This window comes from Vampirovibrio sp., assembly GCF_041737375.1.
Lineage (GTDB): Bacteria > Cyanobacteriota > Vampirovibrionia > Vampirovibrionales > Vampirovibrionaceae > Vampirovibrio.
Window position 1 is genome coordinate 54,038 of record NZ_JBGSRV010000006.1, and the last position, 17,159, is coordinate 71,196.

Consider the following 17,159-nt stretch of genomic DNA (forward strand, 5'->3'; position numbering starts at 1 on the left):
ATCAACCACCTGCCCAGAGTAGTTGCTTGTGACCGCCTGGGATTTGAGTTAAACTAAAAATATCCTCACTTTCCCCGCCCTTGCTATAGAAAGTTCCAACCCATATGGAGCCTAAAACGCACATTGAACTCCTGTTTTTCGGCGATATCGTTGGAAAACCAGGGCGAACGGCGGTAAGAGCCTATCTGGAAAGCCTGACTGACAGGCCCGATGTCGTTGTGGCCAATGGCGAAAACATTTCACACGGGTTTGGGATGCTCCGCAAGCATTATGATGAAATGCGGGAAGCGGGCGTTGATATTTTTACCAGTGGCAACCACATCTGGGATCAAAAAGAAGTGTTCAACTTCATTGATGATGCCAATTTACTGCGGCCCTATAACTTTCCAACCGCCTCCCCCGGACGCGGGGCTAAAATTTTTCAAATCGGCAATTGCGAAATTGGGGTGATCAACCTGATTGGCCAAGTGTTTATGGGCAACTATAACTCGCCCTGGGATCAGTTTGAAGAGCTGGTATACGACATGTTGGCGGTTACCCCCATTATTTTTCTGGATTTTCACGCCGAAGCCACAGCGGAAAAAATCGCCTTGGCCTGGTACGCCTCCTCCCTAGGTGTTAGCGCCATGACCGGCACCCATACCCATGTGCAAACCGCCGATTCCAAAATTTTAAACAACCGCATGGGCTACATTACAGATACCGGCTTTAACGGCTCCTATAACAGCGTCATTGGCATGGAAGCAGGTGGATCGCTACAACGGCTGAAATCGGGTATGCCCACCCGGCTGGAAGTGGGGCCGGATGATATTTTGCAAATCAACGCCGTTAAATTTACCATTGACGCCAAAACCGGGGTTTGCCGCAAGGTTGAGCGGATTAACGAGGTCTATTCCCATAACGGTGAACCGCTTCAACCATTCGCCACCCGCTAGATTCAGTCGTCAAATCAATAGCAGGGAAAGCTTTTGCCCACCCGGAGGATGCATTTATCCAACAGAGCGGTTATAATACAAAAGTGAAAGTGTTAGGAACGCCAAAGGATCGCCTTGATTCAAGCCACCACTTTGCTAGATCTGGAACAGGCCAAGGCCTGGTTAAGTCAGCAACTGAATGCTGAGCGTTTTGAGCATTCGATAGGCGCTAAAGACAAGGCCGCTGAGCTGGCTGACAAGTTCAACTTGCCACCCGCAGAGCGAGAGCGGGCTATACTGGCAGGGCTGCTACACGATGCAGCCAAATTAATGCCCGCAACCGAGCTAATTGCCTACTGCGAACGCTATGAACTGCCCATTGATGACATTGATCGCAAAACCCCACAAACCCTGCACCCCTTTGTGGGCGCTGAAATCGTGCGGGAAACCTTTAATTTGCAAGAGCCTGACCTGCTGAACGCCATTCGTTATCACACCACCGGCAGGGCCGGGATGAGCCGAGTGGAAAAAATCGTTTATGTTGCCGACAAAATTGAGGGGAACACCCGCAACCCGCTTTACGTCCAGAAGGTTACATCCTCATTAGATTACAAAAGCCCCTGGAGCCTGGATTTAACCATGCTATACATTCTGGATTCAACCATCCAGTTTTTAATGGAAAAGCATCAGGTCATCCATCCTCGCACCATTGAAGCCCGCAATGATTTTGTAATAAATCTGCGAGCGGAAAAACATTTATAAGTCAGCAACCCGGTTTAGCAACCTGTTTATTAACCAATAGGAGGTACGCTTTTGACCCAGATTCCACAAGAAAATATCAGCGCTTTTGAACTGGCCGTATTGGCCGCTAACCTGGCGGAATCCAAAAAAGCAACCGATACGCTGGTACTGGATACGGGAAAAGTTTCATATCTGGCCGATTATTTTGTGGTTTGTACCGGCGATAGCCCCGCACAAATTCGTACCATTGCCGATGCAATTGATAAAGTGTTCCGACAACGAGGGCAAATGCGTATTGGCACCGAGCTGGATAAAAGCTATAAGTGGTGCCTGTTAGACTACGGCGATGTGGTAATTCACGTTATGCACCGCAACGAACGAGAATTTTATCAGCTAGAACATTTCTGGAGCCATGCCAACACGGTGGCCCCGGACAAGTGGCTGAACATCAAACTGCAAGAAGCATCCTGAATCCCTAATAACCACCACCTTGGATAAAAAGGCTACTTACTACTCAAAATAAGTGGCGGACTGGGTCGGTGTTTCAAACACGCGCACTTTAACAATTTCCGGCACATGCTTTTTGATGCGCTGATAAACGTAACGTGCAATATATTCCGCGCTGGGGCTTTCCCCATCAAAAAATACGTTTAAATCGGTGTGATCCAGATCATCGACGATTTGGTTTAATTCCGATTTTAAAATTGTAAAATCAAAGGCCACATTGGCTTTATCCAACGTGTCTTTTTGAGCGAACACTTGCACCACGTAATTATGTCCATGCGGATTTTCGCACTTGCCCCGATAATTGAGCAAATGATGCGCTGCTGCGAAATGCTTTTCAACCATGACTTCAAACATAAGATTGATTTATCACGTAAATTGAAAGCTTGCAAGAAAATATTGATCGTAAAAGCGCTGGTAAAGCGGGCCTTCTATCTTATGACAGAGCAAAACCCTACCCCAGCCAATAAAGCGCCTAATTTCCTAAAAACAGTTCATTAAAACAGTGCATCCAGCCAAATAGTCGACAGCGCCTCACCAACCCGCCTGATTCGGTGATTCCATACCAGCGTAAATTCTATAAAATCAAAGCACCAGAATCAGGAGAGATAGCCGTATGCGTATTGTGTACCAACCTCGCTTGCCGCTTCAAATTAGCCCAGAATGGTCCCTAATCATCCTGACACTTCTCTTGGTAATGGCTGTGCTTTGGCTCATCAGCCTTATGAGCATTCAGCCCACCGAAAGAGCGGTGCCTCAGCCGGTCATCGCGCGGGAAACGCCTCGCTCATTTTATTAAAAATTCCATTCACCCGCCTAACATGGTCTTGCTCGCCATCACACAGTGTAAGAAATCGCAAAGTGAAATCATAACGTTAGGATTACACTAATAGCGAATCTCCAGTCACCTACCTTGGAGAACGCTATATGACGCTTGATCCTGTTATTCTCTCTCGCCTGCAATTTGGTTTAACCATTAGTTTTCACTATATATTTCCGGTTTTCAGCATCGGGCTTGGCCTGCTGTTGGTTATTATGGAAGGTTTATACCTCAAAACCGGTCAGGACGTATATCATCGGATGACCCACTTTTGGGTGTCCATTTTCGCCCTGATTTTCGGCATTGGAGTAGCCACCGGCATTGTCATGGAATTTCAGTTTGGTACCAATTGGGCCAACTACTCCCGCTTTGTGGGGGATGTATTTGGCAGTGCGCTGGCCGCAGAAGGATTGTTCGCCTTTTTTCTGGAATCAGGATTTTTGGCGGTTCTGCTGTTTGGGTGGAACAAGGTGAGCAAAGGCATGCACTTTTTATCCACCATTCTGGTCTGTCTGGGCGCCCACTTCAGCGCCGTATGGATTGTGGTGGCCAACTCCTGGCAGCAAACGCCGGCAGGCTTTCATCTGGTCCGCCACAATGGCGTTTTAAGGGCTGAAATTACCGATTTCTGGGCCATGGTGTTTAACCCTTCTTCCATTGAAAGGCTGAGTCACGTGATTTCAGGGGCATGGCTGGCAGGGGCTTTTCTATTGCTCAGCGTTAGCGCCTTTTATTTGATTAAGCAAAAACATCTGGACGTGGCCAAGGCAGGCATGAACATTGGCCTGAGCGTGGCTTTGATTGCCTCGTTGCTGCAACTGGTGACCGGACATGAATCCGCGCTGGTGGTGGCCAAGCATCAACCCGTCAAGCTGGCCGCTATGGAAGGCCATTTTAAGGACAACCAACCCGCCGATTTATATTTGCTAGGCTGGGTGGATGAAAAAGCCGAAAAAACCTATGGCATCTCTATTCCGGGCGGTCTTAGCTTTTTAACCCATAACAACTTCCAAACCCCGGTCACCGGGCTTCAAAAATTCCCCAAACGGGATCGCCCCCCGGTTAATATTACGTTTCAAACCTATCACATCATGATCGCCATTGGCATGGCCCTGATTGGCCTAAGCGTACTGGGATTATTCCTAAAATTCAGAGGCACCCTATACACCTGTAAGCCGGTTCTGTGGATTTTTGTGGCCTCGGTAATGCTGCCCCAAATCGCCAATCAGGTGGGCTGGGCCACTGCGGAAATTGGCCGTCAGCCGTGGATTGTTTACGGGTTAATGAGAACCGCCCAGGGCATTTCGCCAGTGGTAAAAGGCAGTAATATTCTGGCCTCTATTCTGCTGTTTTCGGCGGTGTATATGCTGCTTTTTATCCTGTTTATTTACCTGCTCAATCAAAAAATTAAAAAAGGGCCTGTATTTTACGCAGGGGATACCACCCACCAGGATCCCCGCTTAACCGTACAAAGCCGGGAGGGTGATATCAATGTTCTTTGAGCATCTGGATCTGAACTTAATCTGGTTTTTTCTGGTTGGCATGTTGCTAACCGGGTATGCCATGCTGGATGGCTTTGATTTAGGCGTGGGCATTTTACACCTGCTTACTAAAACCGATGAACATCGGCGCTTGATGCTAAACTCCATTGGCCCGGTATGGGACGGCAACGAAGTTTGGCTAGTAACCGGAGGCGGCGCCTTATTTGCCGCCTTCCCGGATGTGTACGCCACGGTGTTTTCCGGTTTTTATCTGCCCTTTATGATCCTGTTGGTAATGCTGATTTTTAGAGCCGTGGCCATTGAGTTCCGCAGTAAAGAACCCATGGGCTGGTGGCGGCAACTGTGGGATACCAGTTTTTCAATCAGCAGTGGCTCCAGCGCCATGCTGTTTGGCATCGCGCTGGGCAATATTGCCTTGGGGCTTCCGCTGGACGCCCAAGGGGAATTTCGGGGCACTTTTTTAAGCCTGTTAAATCCCTACGCACTGCTGGTGGGCCTTACCACGGTGGCTTTATTCGCCATGCACGCATCTATTTATGTGGTGATGAAAACCGAAGGCGAGTTGCAAGCCCAGGTGAGAGGGTGGATTCGAAACACCATCGCCTTTTTTGTCATTTGCTACATTACCACCACCATGGCCACTTTGTTGTATGTGCCGCAAATGACGGAACATGTGCGTAATCAACCCGGCTTTTTTGTGCTGGCCTTGCTCAACATGCTGGCCATTGCAGCCATTCCCCGAGAAATTTATCATGGCCGGGATATTCGGGCCTTTGTTTTTTCTTGCCTTAATATCGTGTTTTTAATGGCCCTGTTTGGTTTGGGGGTGTTTCCGTACATGGTGCCTTCCAACCCCAATATGGCTTTTGGTTTAACCATTTATAACTCGGCATCTTCGCAAACCACCTTGGGCATTATGCTCATTATCGCCCTGTTGGCCATTCCTATGGTGACGGCTTATACCATTAGCATTTACTGGATTTTTCGGGGTAAGGTTCAACTGGACGCCAAAAGTTATTAATATTGAAACAGGTCATCCCCGGATATAAACCATATCCGGGGATGACCATGATTACTTTTAATAAACTACCAATACCCTCTAACCGCTGATTGTGACTCTGTTTGCATAGGCCCCTGAGCCGTAGGTTCTGGTTCGGTTGCGGGCGGGCTGACGGCGGTGGGGGTTGGCTCCGGCGCAGGTTCCGCAGCGGTCATTTGGGGCTGAGTGACCTTTCCCTCGCTAATCACCAGACTGCCGGGATCCTGATAACTCAGAAAGCGCACCTCGTCGCTAACTGGATTAAAGTAGCGAAAGGCAACCGTGCGAGAACTATTGGCCGGTACTATCCAGGAATATTCCTTTCCGATCCGTTGTACCGTATCAAAACGCATGGGGTAGGTATTGGGATTATAGAGCGTAATGGCCACCTGACGGCCAAAGCGCAAGTGATCGGCGCTAAAGGTTCCCGCCCCCGGCGCCATGGTCATGGACTTGGTAACCGCACCCGGATAAGAAACCGCATCCTCACTGACCTGACCAGACAGTGGTTCGGCGAAAGCACTCTGAATCATCACCCATGAAAAGCCAACCCAGAAACCCCAGGCTATTGTTCGGCAGTCTAAAACACGCATGAGACAACCCTCTCTGCTTACTGCTTTATTTTTTAAGTGTGAGAGCGTACAGACAAACTTTAATCAACACGATTCAGTAAAGCGTATTTTGTATGCCAAAACCATTCTCCGGCTGTCTAAAAAACACGTGTCAAAAAGCTTAAAAATAAAGCAGTGCCTATCGTTTGAACCCTACAGCGTAAAATAAAACGTAGCGCCTTTACCCACTTCCCCATACGCCCAGATTTCCCCACCGTGGCGATGAATCACCCGCTGTGCCGAAGCAAGCCCTACCCCGGTTCCGGCAAACTCGGCGGCGTTGTGCAGGCGTTGAAACGTACCAAATAATTGATGCGCGTAAGCCATATCAAAACCAGCCCCATTGTCTCTCACAAAGTAAACCGGCTTTCCGTGCTGCTCGGTCAGGCCAAACTCAATACAGGCATCGGGGCTATAGGCGGTGAACTTCCAGGCGTTGCCAATCAAATTTTCCAGCACCGCTCGCATCAATCGTGCATCGGCCTCAGCGAACAAAGGCTCCTGAATGCGAATGGCCACCTGCCGTTCCGGTTCCCCGGCCTGCAAATCCACTACCACCTGCTGAACCAGGGCGCTCAAATTGATGGTTTCTTTATTCAAGTTTTCCCGTGCCAGTCGAGACAAATTCAACATATCGTCAATCAACTGGGCCATTTGCTGACTACCTTCCCGAATCCTTTGCAGGTAACGCAAAGCGTCCCCCTCCAGCGTGTGGGCGCAATCCTCCAGAATGGCCTGACTGAAACCATCAATGGTTCTCAAGGGCGCTCGTAAATCATGAGACACAGAATATGAAAAAGATTCCAGCTCCTGATTTAAGACGTTTAAATGATGAATCTGCGTCTGCAACTGTAAATTCAAACAGCGAATTGCTTCCTGACTCTGCTTCAACTCGGTTATATCCACCGAAATACCCAATAAGTATGCAGCCTCACCCTGGTCATCCAGAATGGGTACTTTTTTGGTATGCAAGTAGCGCAACTCCCCTTGCCGGGTTTGAAGCGGCTCTTCCGGTATATCCACCAGGCTTTTGCCACGCAAGGTTTCCCTATCTTTTTCTATAAAAAAGCGGGCTTGCGCCTCAGGGAAAAAATCATAATCATTCTTGCCCAATAGCAAATCATCCTCATCAAACCCCACCAAGGCTTTACCCGCCTTATTAAACAACTCAAAGCGCAACTCCTCAGCCTCTTTAAAAAAAATCATGGCCGGCACATTTTCCACAATGGAAGAAAGCAAAGCGTTACTTTTTTGCAGCTGGCGGGTGCGCTCCTGAATGGCTTCATCCAAAAGCTGGTGCATCTCTTTTTGTTCTGTAATATCAACCGCAGAACTCACATAACCCAGCCAAGCGCCTTCCGTGGTAAGCCGGGGCAACCCCGTCACCTGCATCCATCGGTAACTCCCTTTATGACACTGGATGCGGCATTGATATTGATAACCCTCACACCGCTGAGCGGCATCCTCCATCAAGAGGCTCACCTGGGCCTGATCGTGGGGATGAACCCAATCCAGCCATCGGTCTTCTTCAAGCGCCAAACCCTCAGCACTCCAACCGGATTCAGCCACAGACTGAGCGTAAACTTGATTGGCATACACCACCTGCCCATTGGCATCGGTTAACCAGATCAAAACAGGAACACTATCAGCCAGAGTGCGAAATCGGGCTTCACTGTCCCGCAAGGATCGCTCCATGCGCTTTCGCTCGGTAATATCCTGCACATAGGAAACCACCTGATCAGCGGAACCCGCGATTCTGGCAATGCCACTCAGCCAAACATCCACACGGTGCCCGTCCTGATGTACATATTGTTTTTCATACTCCCGAGCAAACCCGTTTTTATAAATTTCCGCGACTTTTTGGAGATCCTGCTCCCGGTATTCGGGTGGGGTAATCTGATCCCACCGCAAGCCTTCACGCTCAAACTGAGCCCGAGTATAACCAATCATCTTCAGGTAAGCGTCATTCACTTCCAGTACAGGCCCTTCCAAACTGGCCACCAGAATGCCAATGGTCTGGCTGGAAAAAATACTCTGATACCGTGCCTCATGGTTTCGCAGCTTTACCAGCGTTTTTTTTCGCTCAAACGCCATTTTGGCAATGAGCCCTAAAAGCAGCAGCAGCAGAACGGCAGCCATTAAAAAGCCTCTCCCTTACCCACGCTGCGGCCTGCCTTGAAATGGGGCATAAAAATCAGGAGAAACAGGCCTGATTTCAATGAAAGCCACAGAACAAAAGCCCTGAAAGCCCCTGAAAAAAGTGATTTCGTATTCAACACAAGCGAGAAGACATCAAAAATAAGGGTCTTTTCTAAGCAATTATTTTTTAAATCAAGGGAACGCAAACTACGATTGCTTAAAAAGCTTGCCTGAAAAAATCATTCAAGGCTATTGCCTAACCAGATAATAAAATAGCGGCCTGCTTCGCTTCTCTTTTCATTGATTCCTAAAATTATTCCCTTTGTTACAAAAAACAGACGGCTTGGGACGGTTAGGGGCTTTCCACAAGCTGAAAAGCATTCTGCCAAGCGTCCCCAATTTGTCAATAAGCGCAAAGGCCCTCTACGGCCGGAAATGAAAACTTTTACATACTAGGCATGTAGTTGCTCAAATTGTTTGCATGGGTTCCTTAAAAACTGTATAACAGAGTGGTAAGCACCCTTTCTCTCCGGTTATCGTTTTAACGAAGCCAAAAAATGCCGAAATTCATACCCTTGTACGTGGGGAGTCAGAGTTTAATCAGTCAATCGGCATCGCTCAAAACAGGAAAGGTTGAAACGATGGTTATTAGAAGATTGTGTAAAACCGATCCGAAGGGGTTTGGCAGTTCAAACGTCTTACAATCCTCATTAGCGTGATTTTACGTTGATTCAGGCAATACACCTGAATCCGACAAGCCGACTGGTTTAACTTCCTTTTGATTATTCAAGGGCAAACTTATAGTGCATTTTCCGTCTTCTATTTCAAATTTCAAATAAACTCAATCCATGAAAGGAACGCCGCATGTCCAATGCAATGCCTTCATTAGCCTATCAGGTCAATCAGCGCCGTATTATTAACGGTCAGGATGACGTGGTTCAGCTGTATCCCATTAAGCACCAGTTTGCGTGGGATAGTTATCTGGCTGGCAACGCCAACCACTGGCTGCCCAACGAAATTTCCATGCAGAAAGACATTGAGCAATGGCGTTCCAGCTCGATTCTGACCGATGATGAGCGTCGGGTGGTTAAAATGGCGCTGGGCTTTTTTACCACCGCAGACAGCATTGTGGCCAACAACCTGGTGTTAGCGGTTTACAAGCACATTACCTCTCCAGAGTGCCGCATGTACCTGCTGCGTCAGGCTTACGAAGAAGCCATTCACACCCATGCCTATCAATACATCGTGGAAAGCCTCGGTTTGGATGAATCTGAAATTTTCACCATGTATAACCGCATTCAGGCTATTTACGACAAAGATCAATTTGCTTCTGAGCTGGTAGCCAGCATTATGAAGCCGGAATTTGCCACCGGAACCTTTGATATGGATCAATGCTTCCTGGAAAACCTGATTGATTTCTACGTCATTATGGAAGGCATCTTCTTCTACTCCTCGTTTGCGGCCATGTTGTCCTTCCGTCGCCGGAACCTGCTGCCGGGTACCGCCGAGCAGTTCCAGTACATCATGCGGGATGAGTCCATGCACATGAACTTTGGCATTGAGATGATTCACCAAATCATTATTGAACAGCCTACCTTGTGGACCGAGACCTTCCAGCGCAAAATCAGCAATAAAATTGTGAGAGCCGCTGAACTGGAAGAGGCTTACGCCCATGAGCTGATGCCCAACGGCATTTTGGGAATGAACGCATCCAGCTTTCAGGACTACACCCGTTATATCGCGGATCGCCGCCTGAATGCCCTGCATCTGGCCACTCGCTTTCAAGCCAAAAACCCTTTCCCCTGGATGAGCGAAGCGGTGGATCTGACCAAATCCAAAAACTTCTTTGAAACCCGTGTAACCGAATACCAAACCGGTGGCGCGCTGGAGTGGGACGATTTTTAATCGTTCCGCCAGGCAGGGCTTAAAAAGATTTTAAAGTTTACTTGAGCGAATAATAAGGAATTTTGTTGTATGTCCGCAATCATGGTTCGTCGTCGGGATGGCAGCCTGGAGCCTATTCAGGAAGATAAAATCAATCACGTGATTCAGGAAGCTTGTGAAGGCATTGAGAACGTCAGCTGGTCTGATGTGGCTCTGGGATGCCAGCTATCCTGGTATAGCGGCATCAACACCGAGGAGATTGACGAGTCTGCCATTATGTCGGCCCGTGCCTTGATTGAGACACACCCCAATTACGCCTATGTGGCCGCTCGTTTGGTTTTAAAAGTGCTTTACCAGCAAGTATTTGGGCCGGTTAACTCTCGGGAACAGTCCATTCAGGATTTGTACCAAACCCATTTTGCAGATTACCTGCAGGAAGGTGTGAAGGCGGGCATTCTGGATTTCCGCCTGCTGGAATTTGACTTGCAAAAACTGTCAAAGGCCATCGACAGCAAAGCGGATCGTCACTTTCAGTTTCAGGGCATTCAGGTTTTGAAAGATCGCTACCTGATTCGCAACCGGGAACAAAAGCTGATTGAGCTGCCTCAGTGGATGTGGCTGCGGGTTTCCATGGGCCTTGCCATTCTGGAGCCGGTCAACAAGGAAGAAAAAGCCATTGAGTTCTACAATTTGCTCAAGGATTTTTGCTACGTTTCAAGCACCCCAACCCTCTTCAGCTCAGGAACCCTGCATCCTCAGCTGTCTTCCTGCTTTTTAAACACGGTGGATGATAGCATCGAGGGCATTTTCAAAATCTATACCGATAACGCCCGTTTATCCAAGTGGGCTGGCGGGATTGGAACCGATTGGACCCCCATACGGGCCACTGGTGCTTTGATTCAAGGTACCAACGGGCAAAGTCAGGGGCTGATTCCCTGGTTAAAAATTGACAATGACGTGGCCATCGCGGTGAACCAAGGTGGAAAACGCAAAGGCGCCCACTGTGCTTATCTGGAAACCTGGCACCTGGATATTGAAGATTTTCTGGATCTGCGTAAAAACGTAGGCGATGAGCGGCGTCGGACCCATGACATTAACACCGCCAACTGGATTCCAGACTTATTTATGAAGCGGGTTTATGCCGATGGCCCGTGGACCTTGTTCAGCCCCGATCACGCCCCCGAGCTGCATGACCTTTACGGTAAGGCATTTGAAGCCGCTTACGAGAAGAGAGAAGCGGAAGTTGAGGCGGGTCAACTGGTGGGCAAGCGCATTGAAGCCAAAACCCTATGGCGCAAAATGCTGACCATGCTGTTTGAAACCGGCCATCCCTGGGTCACTTTTAAAGATCCTTGTAACGTGCGCTCGCCACAGGATCATATGGGCGTGGTACACAGCTCCAACCTTTGCACCGAAATCACGCTGAACACCAGCTTGCAGGAAACAGCCGTGTGCAACCTAGGATCCGTCAATCTGGCTCGCCATGTGGAAAACGGGGCCATCAATTACGAACAGCTCAGCCAAAGCATCAAGCTGGCCGTTCGCATGCTGGATAACGTGATTGACATTAACTACTACCCCACCGATGAAGCCAAACAGGCCAACATGAAACACCGGGCCATCGGCCTGGGCATGATGGGCTATCAGGAAATGCTCTATCAACTGGATATTCCCTTTGCTTCCGAAAAGCATTTGGAAGTGGCCGACGAGCTTTTAGAGCGCTTCAGCTATGAGGCCATTCAGGCATCCGCTGAATTGAGCGAAGAGCGGGGCAGTTATGCCAGTTTCAAAGGCTCTAAGTGGGATCGAGGCTTGTTCCCCATTGATACCATTGACCTGCTGGAACAAGAGCGGGGCCTGCCCATTGATTGCGATCGCACCCAACGACTGGACTGGGCCAGCCTGAAAGCCAGAGTGGCCAAAACCGGCCTGCGGAACTCCAACCTGATGGCCATTGCCCCCACCGCCACCATTTCCAACATTGTGGGCACCACGCCTTGCATTGAACCCACCTTTAAAAACCTGTTTGTCACCTCCAACCTGTCCGGGGAGTTTACGGTGATTAACCAGTGGCTGGTGCGGGATTTGGAAAAACGGGGCCTATGGGGACCCAACATGGTAGCGGCCTTAAAAGCGGCCGATGGCCAGCTTTCCAAATTGAAAAACATTCCGGTGGACTTGAAAGAGAAATACCCGGAAGTGTTTGAAATCGATCAGAGCTGGTTAATCCGGGCTTGCGCCATTCGGGGCAAGTGGATTGATCAGGCACAATCTCTGAACCTGTTTGTGGCCAAACCCAGCGGCAAGTTATTGCACGAGCTATACACCACCGCTTGGAACATGGGCCTGAAAACCACGTATTACCTACGGACGCTGGGCGCTAGCCAAGTGGAAAAATCGACCGTGGATCAATCCCAGTTCGGTAAAACCCACTTGCGGCAAGCCGAAACCGAGCCTCAGGCCTGCGCCATTGATGACCCGGAGTGCGAAGCCTGCCAGTAGGCCAGTTACTTTCACACGCTTATGAGATTCCCCACTTCTCCAGCCCAAAACTGAGCAGAAGTGGGGATTTTCTTTGGGGTGAGTAAAAAATTAGTATGGGGCTCCGCCACCACAATTACTACAATTGCCTCCGGCAGCGTTGGCCGTGGCAGGGGCCTTTGCGGTGCTTTCCATATCTTTGGTTAATGATGAAAAAATATCATTCACATTATTACCCACCAGGGTAAGACCACCAATGGCCACCACGGCCACCAGCGCCAGCACCAGGCCATACTCAACCAAGCCTTGGCCAAGGCAAGCCTGAAAAACGCGGACGCGCTTCCTGTTCAACTTATTTCTCATGGTAGTGTGCCTTTAGTGAAGTAAAAAAATGAAAGCCACTGAACATAAATATTAAAAAAATCATCAATACTGAAAGGATCATTCGACCCGCTCAGGCAGAACTTAAATACTTTGTTACAATTATATATACATCCCTTGAAATCCTGAGTGGGTAAGCAGGCGTGAATGATCCTACCGGCCTATCCGGCACTAAATTGGGCCAGGGCTTTTACTATTTAATATTAGGAATACTGGCACTGGCCATTGGGCTGTTATGCGTGGAACCACTGCTTAAAATGGCCTTTTCGTGGGAGCTCGATAGCCTGACCATTCGTCAAAAATGGCATCCGCCTGAAAACAGAGCGCACCAAAGCCGCATTCGGTTGATTACCATTGATGCCAAAACCCAAGCAGATCCGGTTTACAGAGGCCTGATGAATGACGGCTTTTCCAGAAGGGCCGCCGGGTACGCCATTCGCTTTCTGAACCGAACCCAACCTCAGGCGGTCATTCTGGATATCAGCTTTAACGGGGGAGATCATCAAGATGATTTGGCCGGGGATCAATTTCTGGCAACCAGTATCCAACCCGGCAAGCCCGTCATTTCCCAACTGATATTTACCAAAGAAGGGCAGTCGGCCCAAAAAGAATCTGCTTTGCCAATCGCCACTCAAGCCGCTTTGGCCAGGCACACGGTACAGGTCAGCGGCCTTGCGCAGTTCCCAGCCCTTCAGCATTTATACCGCTACAACAGCATGGTGCCCCCTTACAACGCCCTGTTACACAGTGGTATGCAATTTTATTCCGCCACCATAGGCACGTTTATGACCGATCTGAGCGGACGGCTGGACGACACCCAACAAAGCATACGGCGCTGGGCACCCTTTTCCAGCTATGGAAAATCCATTCACCCCACCCTGCCCATCGGGATTGCCTCCCATGGCGCCAAACAGTTCTCCCTCAGCCCCACCGGCCGCTTAAGCTGGGGGCGTCAATCCATCCAGCTGGGCGCCGAAGGCAGTCCCTTAATTAAATGGTATGGACATGGCGTTCGACCCGATCAACCCGTATATCCGGAATTTTCTTTCTCAGATGTGGTCCTGTCTGAAATTCGGCTGGAGTGTAATGAAAACCCAAACCAGCCCATTTGCAAGACCCCCGGCCTGCCAAAGCGCCCTTTGATTGATCCAAGCCGTTTTCATAATCAATTTACCCTGATTGGATTTACCACCCCCGACTTTGACGTGCATCAAACCATTTACAGCCCTCGCTATCCGGGGCTTTTTATTTTGGCCAACACCCTGGACAACGCTTTGCACGATGACTTTGTAAAACCGGCCTCGCCCTGGCTAAATTTAGGCCTGTTTTTATTAATGCCAGCCTTGCTAAGTGCCTTTATTTTTCGGTTTCAATCCACGCTCATTAACTTGTTAGTCACCGCCACCCTCTCGGTGGGGTATTTTCTGGTCAGTTTACAGGCTTATTATGTTTGGAATGTCTGGATTTACGCCGTTTATCCCATTCTGGCCATGTGGGCCTGCTTTAGTATCCTTTATGCCTGCCGTTACAACACCGAACACAAAAAGCGCAAACAAATGCGCTTTGCTTTTGGCAAATATGTGTCCCCGGCGGTGCTGCAAATTATTGAAAAACAGCCCGAAAAAATAACGCTGGGGGGCGAGCGGCGGGAAATGACCTTTATGTTCAGCGATATTCGGGGCTTCACCACCTTTTCCGATCACAATGAGCCAGAAGTGGTGCAAACCTTCCTTACCCAGTATTTTTCCACCATGAACCGCATTATTATGCACCAGTACCAGGGTTCTATTAACAAACTGATTGGCGATGCCATTATGGCCTACTGGGGATTTCCGCTGAATGACGAGGATCATGCCTTTTTAGCGGTTTCCGCCGCCATGGCCATGCGAGAGGCCATGCTGGACTGGCGAAAGCAAAGCGATAAATTGCCCATTAATATTGGCATTGGCATCAATACCGGCACAGCGGTGATTGGCAACGTCGGCTCGGAAGATTTTATGGATTTTACGGTCATTGGCGATGCGGTGAATGTGGCCTCCCGGCTAGAAGGGGTGAATAAACACTATGGAACCACCATTATTATTTCCGCAGCCACTTATGAAAAAGTAAAAGATCGAATTCAGGCCCGATCTTTAGGCTGGTGTGAATTAAAGGGCAAAGGCGGACAGGTGGAAATTTTTGAGCCTTTGGGGTTTTACGAGCGCCCCATTTCAACCTGAAAATCACGTTTTTAAATTGTAAAGAATTCTAAAAACCGATCCGCTTTAAAAGCAGGATCGGTTTTTGTTTCAACAATTCTTTAATTAAAAATTAGTTTGACATAGGATAACAACAATTCAAGTGCAATAAATTCACCTTTTACCCCATTTCTCATTCAAGTGTCCCCTCATATATCGATCAATAAAGGAATATTCGTAGTGACCACCACCTCTATTCGTCCTCACACCCATAATCAACAGCCACAATTTGCTGGCAAAAAGAACTTGAAACAAGCCGGTTTTATAGCCCTGATGCTCGGTTCCGCCGGAGGAGCCGCCGCTTTACAAAACAACAGCCATGGCCTGGGCTTGAATCACCCGGCTCACTCCAAAAACTTAACCGATACCTTTAACTACAATGCCCTCAGCAAGCCCCTTTCTCCCCAAAAACTGGCCCAAATGGAAGCCCTGATTCACAGCAACGAGGACATGGCTTTAACCGAAGGCAAACCCAGCCGAAAGCTGCTGCAAGCGGCCACCAACCCCCTTGATGAATTCCCCCCGCTTTATTTGCAGGATGACGCCGAAGATGTACAGGCCAGAGAATTCTTAAAAAAACCACCTTTTGTCCCTAAAAATACTGATCTTCTGGGCCATTTTTCATACCCAGAAAGCCGCCCCTATTATTCCGCTCCTGTTAAAGCAATGAGCGAGGCCGAACTTAAAGCCGGTTTAGAAAAAAGCCTGACCCAGCGCTTTGATGGCAATACCAGCAAAGCCAAAAAAGCCGCCCAATTGTTTGATGACCCCGTTTTAAAAACCAAAGTCCCCAATCCCCAACTGCGGGCGGCCATTGTCAATTTGGTAAAAACCGCTGGCAAAGGGGCCATTGACGTTTATAAAGGTGATGTGTTCGAAGAAGTTAAACATGATGATTTTTCGGGAAAGCCCTATGAAAATGGACATGGCGTCAGTATTTTATTACCCGGAAATACCAAACGCAGCATTTTGATAGATGCCAATTTTAAAGGCGAGGACTTCCGAGTACTGTCCCCTTTAATGGTGCATGAGGCGGTTCATCAAGATAACACGAGCACCGATACGGAAGAATTGATTGCCGATACACTTCAAAGCTTGGTCCACGGGCAACTACTGGCGGAAGAGCCCAGCTTGGCGAAAGCTGGCACAGAAATATCCCGTTTGAATAACGCAAGACTCTTTTCATACATTAACTCCCGCGATAGCAAGGGAAATATGAGAATCTTCAACGATCAAAGCAAGATTGTAATGCCCAACAGCAATAAACCCAATACAAATTTTGGTTCCTTTCGAAATATTGAAACCTTGGAAGACGCCCAAATTACCCCGGGAAGTGAATACCTAAAATCCGCTTTAAAGGCCATTACCGGTAAAGATGTGCCAGATCCCTACTTGGACGGTGAAACGCTGGACTTGCTGGATAAAAATCAGCACAGCCTAAAGCCTGCCACCATTCTTAAAATCGCCAAAGCCCTGGATTTGGATGTGGGCGAGGTGGCATCCATCCCAGCCGCAGCCCCAGCCGATCAACCCACCCCAGCACCCAAAAAACCGGTGCCCTCGGCGGTGCCTAAAACACCGACGAACAAACCCACCCAGGCGCAATCAGCAAGCGAAACACCCGCCCCCACCAACTCACAAAGCGCAGAGTCTTCCCCCGCACCGTTAGAAGAGGCCCTTCCACCCGTGGTAAGCAGCGCCGCCTCTAGCATTAGCCTCCCTAAAAAGGTGCTACTGGCCCTAGGCATTGGCGCTGGCGCGCTGGGCATGGCTTAACCCTTTTCCCTCCCGTTTTAATACCCGTAAGCCCAGTGTAAAAGCTGGGCTTACGGGCTAACTCCGGCCTCCGCTTGGGAAAAAGCTTTTTGCTTCTTTTGCTTTAATGATTCTTTTGTCAAAAATTGGT

General features: G+C 48.8%; 14 protein-coding genes. 10 read left to right on the forward strand and 4 right to left on the reverse strand.

What is annotated here, in order from left to right:
* The first annotated feature begins 104 nt into the window (after positions 1-104).
* From ACEW81_RS02665 to rsfS, 3 genes are all read left to right on the forward strand, one after another.
* The gene (locus ACEW81_RS02665) at positions 105-935 is read left to right on the forward strand and encodes a TIGR00282 family metallophosphoesterase (RefSeq protein ID WP_373531419.1); all 831 of its coding nucleotides are present in this window, start codon (positions 105-107) and stop codon (positions 933-935) included.
* A 114-nt stretch (positions 936-1,049) separates the two neighbouring features.
* Positions 1,050-1,676, forward strand: a complete 627-nt coding sequence (yqeK, locus tag ACEW81_RS02670) for a bis(5'-nucleosyl)-tetraphosphatase (symmetrical) YqeK (protein ID WP_373531420.1) — start codon at positions 1,050-1,052, stop codon at positions 1,674-1,676.
* 51 nt (positions 1,677-1,727) lie between these two features.
* Complete coding sequence (rsfS, locus tag ACEW81_RS02675; RefSeq protein WP_373531421.1) at positions 1,728-2,126, forward strand: ribosome silencing factor; 399 nt, start codon at positions 1,728-1,730, stop codon at positions 2,124-2,126.
* A gap of 39 nt (positions 2,127-2,165) precedes the next feature.
* On the opposite strand, the gene ACEW81_RS02680 is transcribed toward rsfS, so the two are convergent.
* The gene (locus ACEW81_RS02680; protein WP_373531422.1) at positions 2,166-2,516 is read right to left on the reverse strand and encodes a 6-pyruvoyl trahydropterin synthase family protein; all 351 of its coding nucleotides are present in this window, start codon (positions 2,514-2,516) and stop codon (positions 2,166-2,168) included.
* 259 nt (positions 2,517-2,775) lie between these two features.
* On the opposite strand from ACEW81_RS02680, the gene ACEW81_RS02685 reads away from it, so the two are divergent.
* The 3 genes from ACEW81_RS02685 (at position 2,776) to cydB (ending at position 5,502) form a co-directional block, all read left to right on the forward strand.
* On the forward strand, positions 2,776-2,958 hold the full coding sequence (locus ACEW81_RS02685) for a hypothetical protein (RefSeq protein WP_373531423.1): 183 nt from the start codon (positions 2,776-2,778) through the stop codon (positions 2,956-2,958).
* 128 nt (positions 2,959-3,086) lie between these two features.
* Complete coding sequence (locus tag ACEW81_RS02690) at positions 3,087-4,481, forward strand: cytochrome ubiquinol oxidase subunit I (RefSeq protein WP_373531424.1); 1,395 nt, start codon at positions 3,087-3,089, stop codon at positions 4,479-4,481.
* Complete coding sequence (gene cydB / locus ACEW81_RS02695; protein ID WP_373531425.1) at positions 4,471-5,502, forward strand: cytochrome d ubiquinol oxidase subunit II; 1,032 nt, start codon at positions 4,471-4,473, stop codon at positions 5,500-5,502. Before ACEW81_RS02690 ends, cydB begins: the two co-directional genes overlap by 11 nt.
* 65 nt (positions 5,503-5,567) lie before the next feature.
* Here the strand turns inward: cydB and ACEW81_RS02700 are convergent, their stop codons facing one another.
* Together ACEW81_RS02700 and ACEW81_RS02705 are read right to left on the reverse strand one after the other, a co-directional pair.
* Positions 5,568-6,053, reverse strand: a complete 486-nt coding sequence (locus tag ACEW81_RS02700) for a hypothetical protein (RefSeq protein ID WP_373531426.1) — start codon at positions 6,051-6,053, stop codon at positions 5,568-5,570.
* Between the two features lie 231 nt (positions 6,054-6,284).
* Positions 6,285-8,270 (reverse strand): PAS domain-containing sensor histidine kinase, encoded by a 1,986-nt coding sequence (locus ACEW81_RS02705; protein WP_373531427.1) that lies wholly within the window; start codon positions 8,268-8,270, stop codon positions 6,285-6,287.
* 864 nt (positions 8,271-9,134) lie between these two features.
* Here ACEW81_RS02705 and ACEW81_RS02710 point away from each other — a divergent pair.
* Both ACEW81_RS02710 and ACEW81_RS02715 read left to right on the forward strand, forming a co-directional pair.
* Positions 9,135-10,175 (forward strand): ribonucleotide-diphosphate reductase subunit beta, encoded by a 1,041-nt coding sequence (locus ACEW81_RS02710; RefSeq protein WP_373531428.1) that lies wholly within the window; start codon positions 9,135-9,137, stop codon positions 10,173-10,175.
* 69 nt (positions 10,176-10,244) lie between these two features.
* Complete coding sequence (locus ACEW81_RS02715) at positions 10,245-12,656, forward strand: ribonucleoside-diphosphate reductase subunit alpha (protein ID WP_373531429.1); 2,412 nt, start codon at positions 10,245-10,247, stop codon at positions 12,654-12,656.
* Between the two features lie 90 nt (positions 12,657-12,746).
* Here the strand turns inward: ACEW81_RS02715 and ACEW81_RS02720 are convergent, their stop codons facing one another.
* Complete coding sequence (locus ACEW81_RS02720) at positions 12,747-12,998, reverse strand: hypothetical protein (protein WP_373531430.1); 252 nt, start codon at positions 12,996-12,998, stop codon at positions 12,747-12,749.
* A gap of 161 nt (positions 12,999-13,159) precedes the next feature.
* On the opposite strand from ACEW81_RS02720, the gene ACEW81_RS02725 reads away from it, so the two are divergent.
* Complete coding sequence (locus ACEW81_RS02725) at positions 13,160-15,235, forward strand: adenylate/guanylate cyclase domain-containing protein (protein WP_373531431.1); 2,076 nt, start codon at positions 13,160-13,162, stop codon at positions 15,233-15,235.
* 198 nt (positions 15,236-15,433) lie between these two features.
* The gene (locus ACEW81_RS02730) at positions 15,434-17,029 is read left to right on the forward strand and encodes a hypothetical protein (RefSeq protein ID WP_373531432.1); all 1,596 of its coding nucleotides are present in this window, start codon (positions 15,434-15,436) and stop codon (positions 17,027-17,029) included.
* Positions 17,030-17,159: the final 130 nt, after the last annotated feature.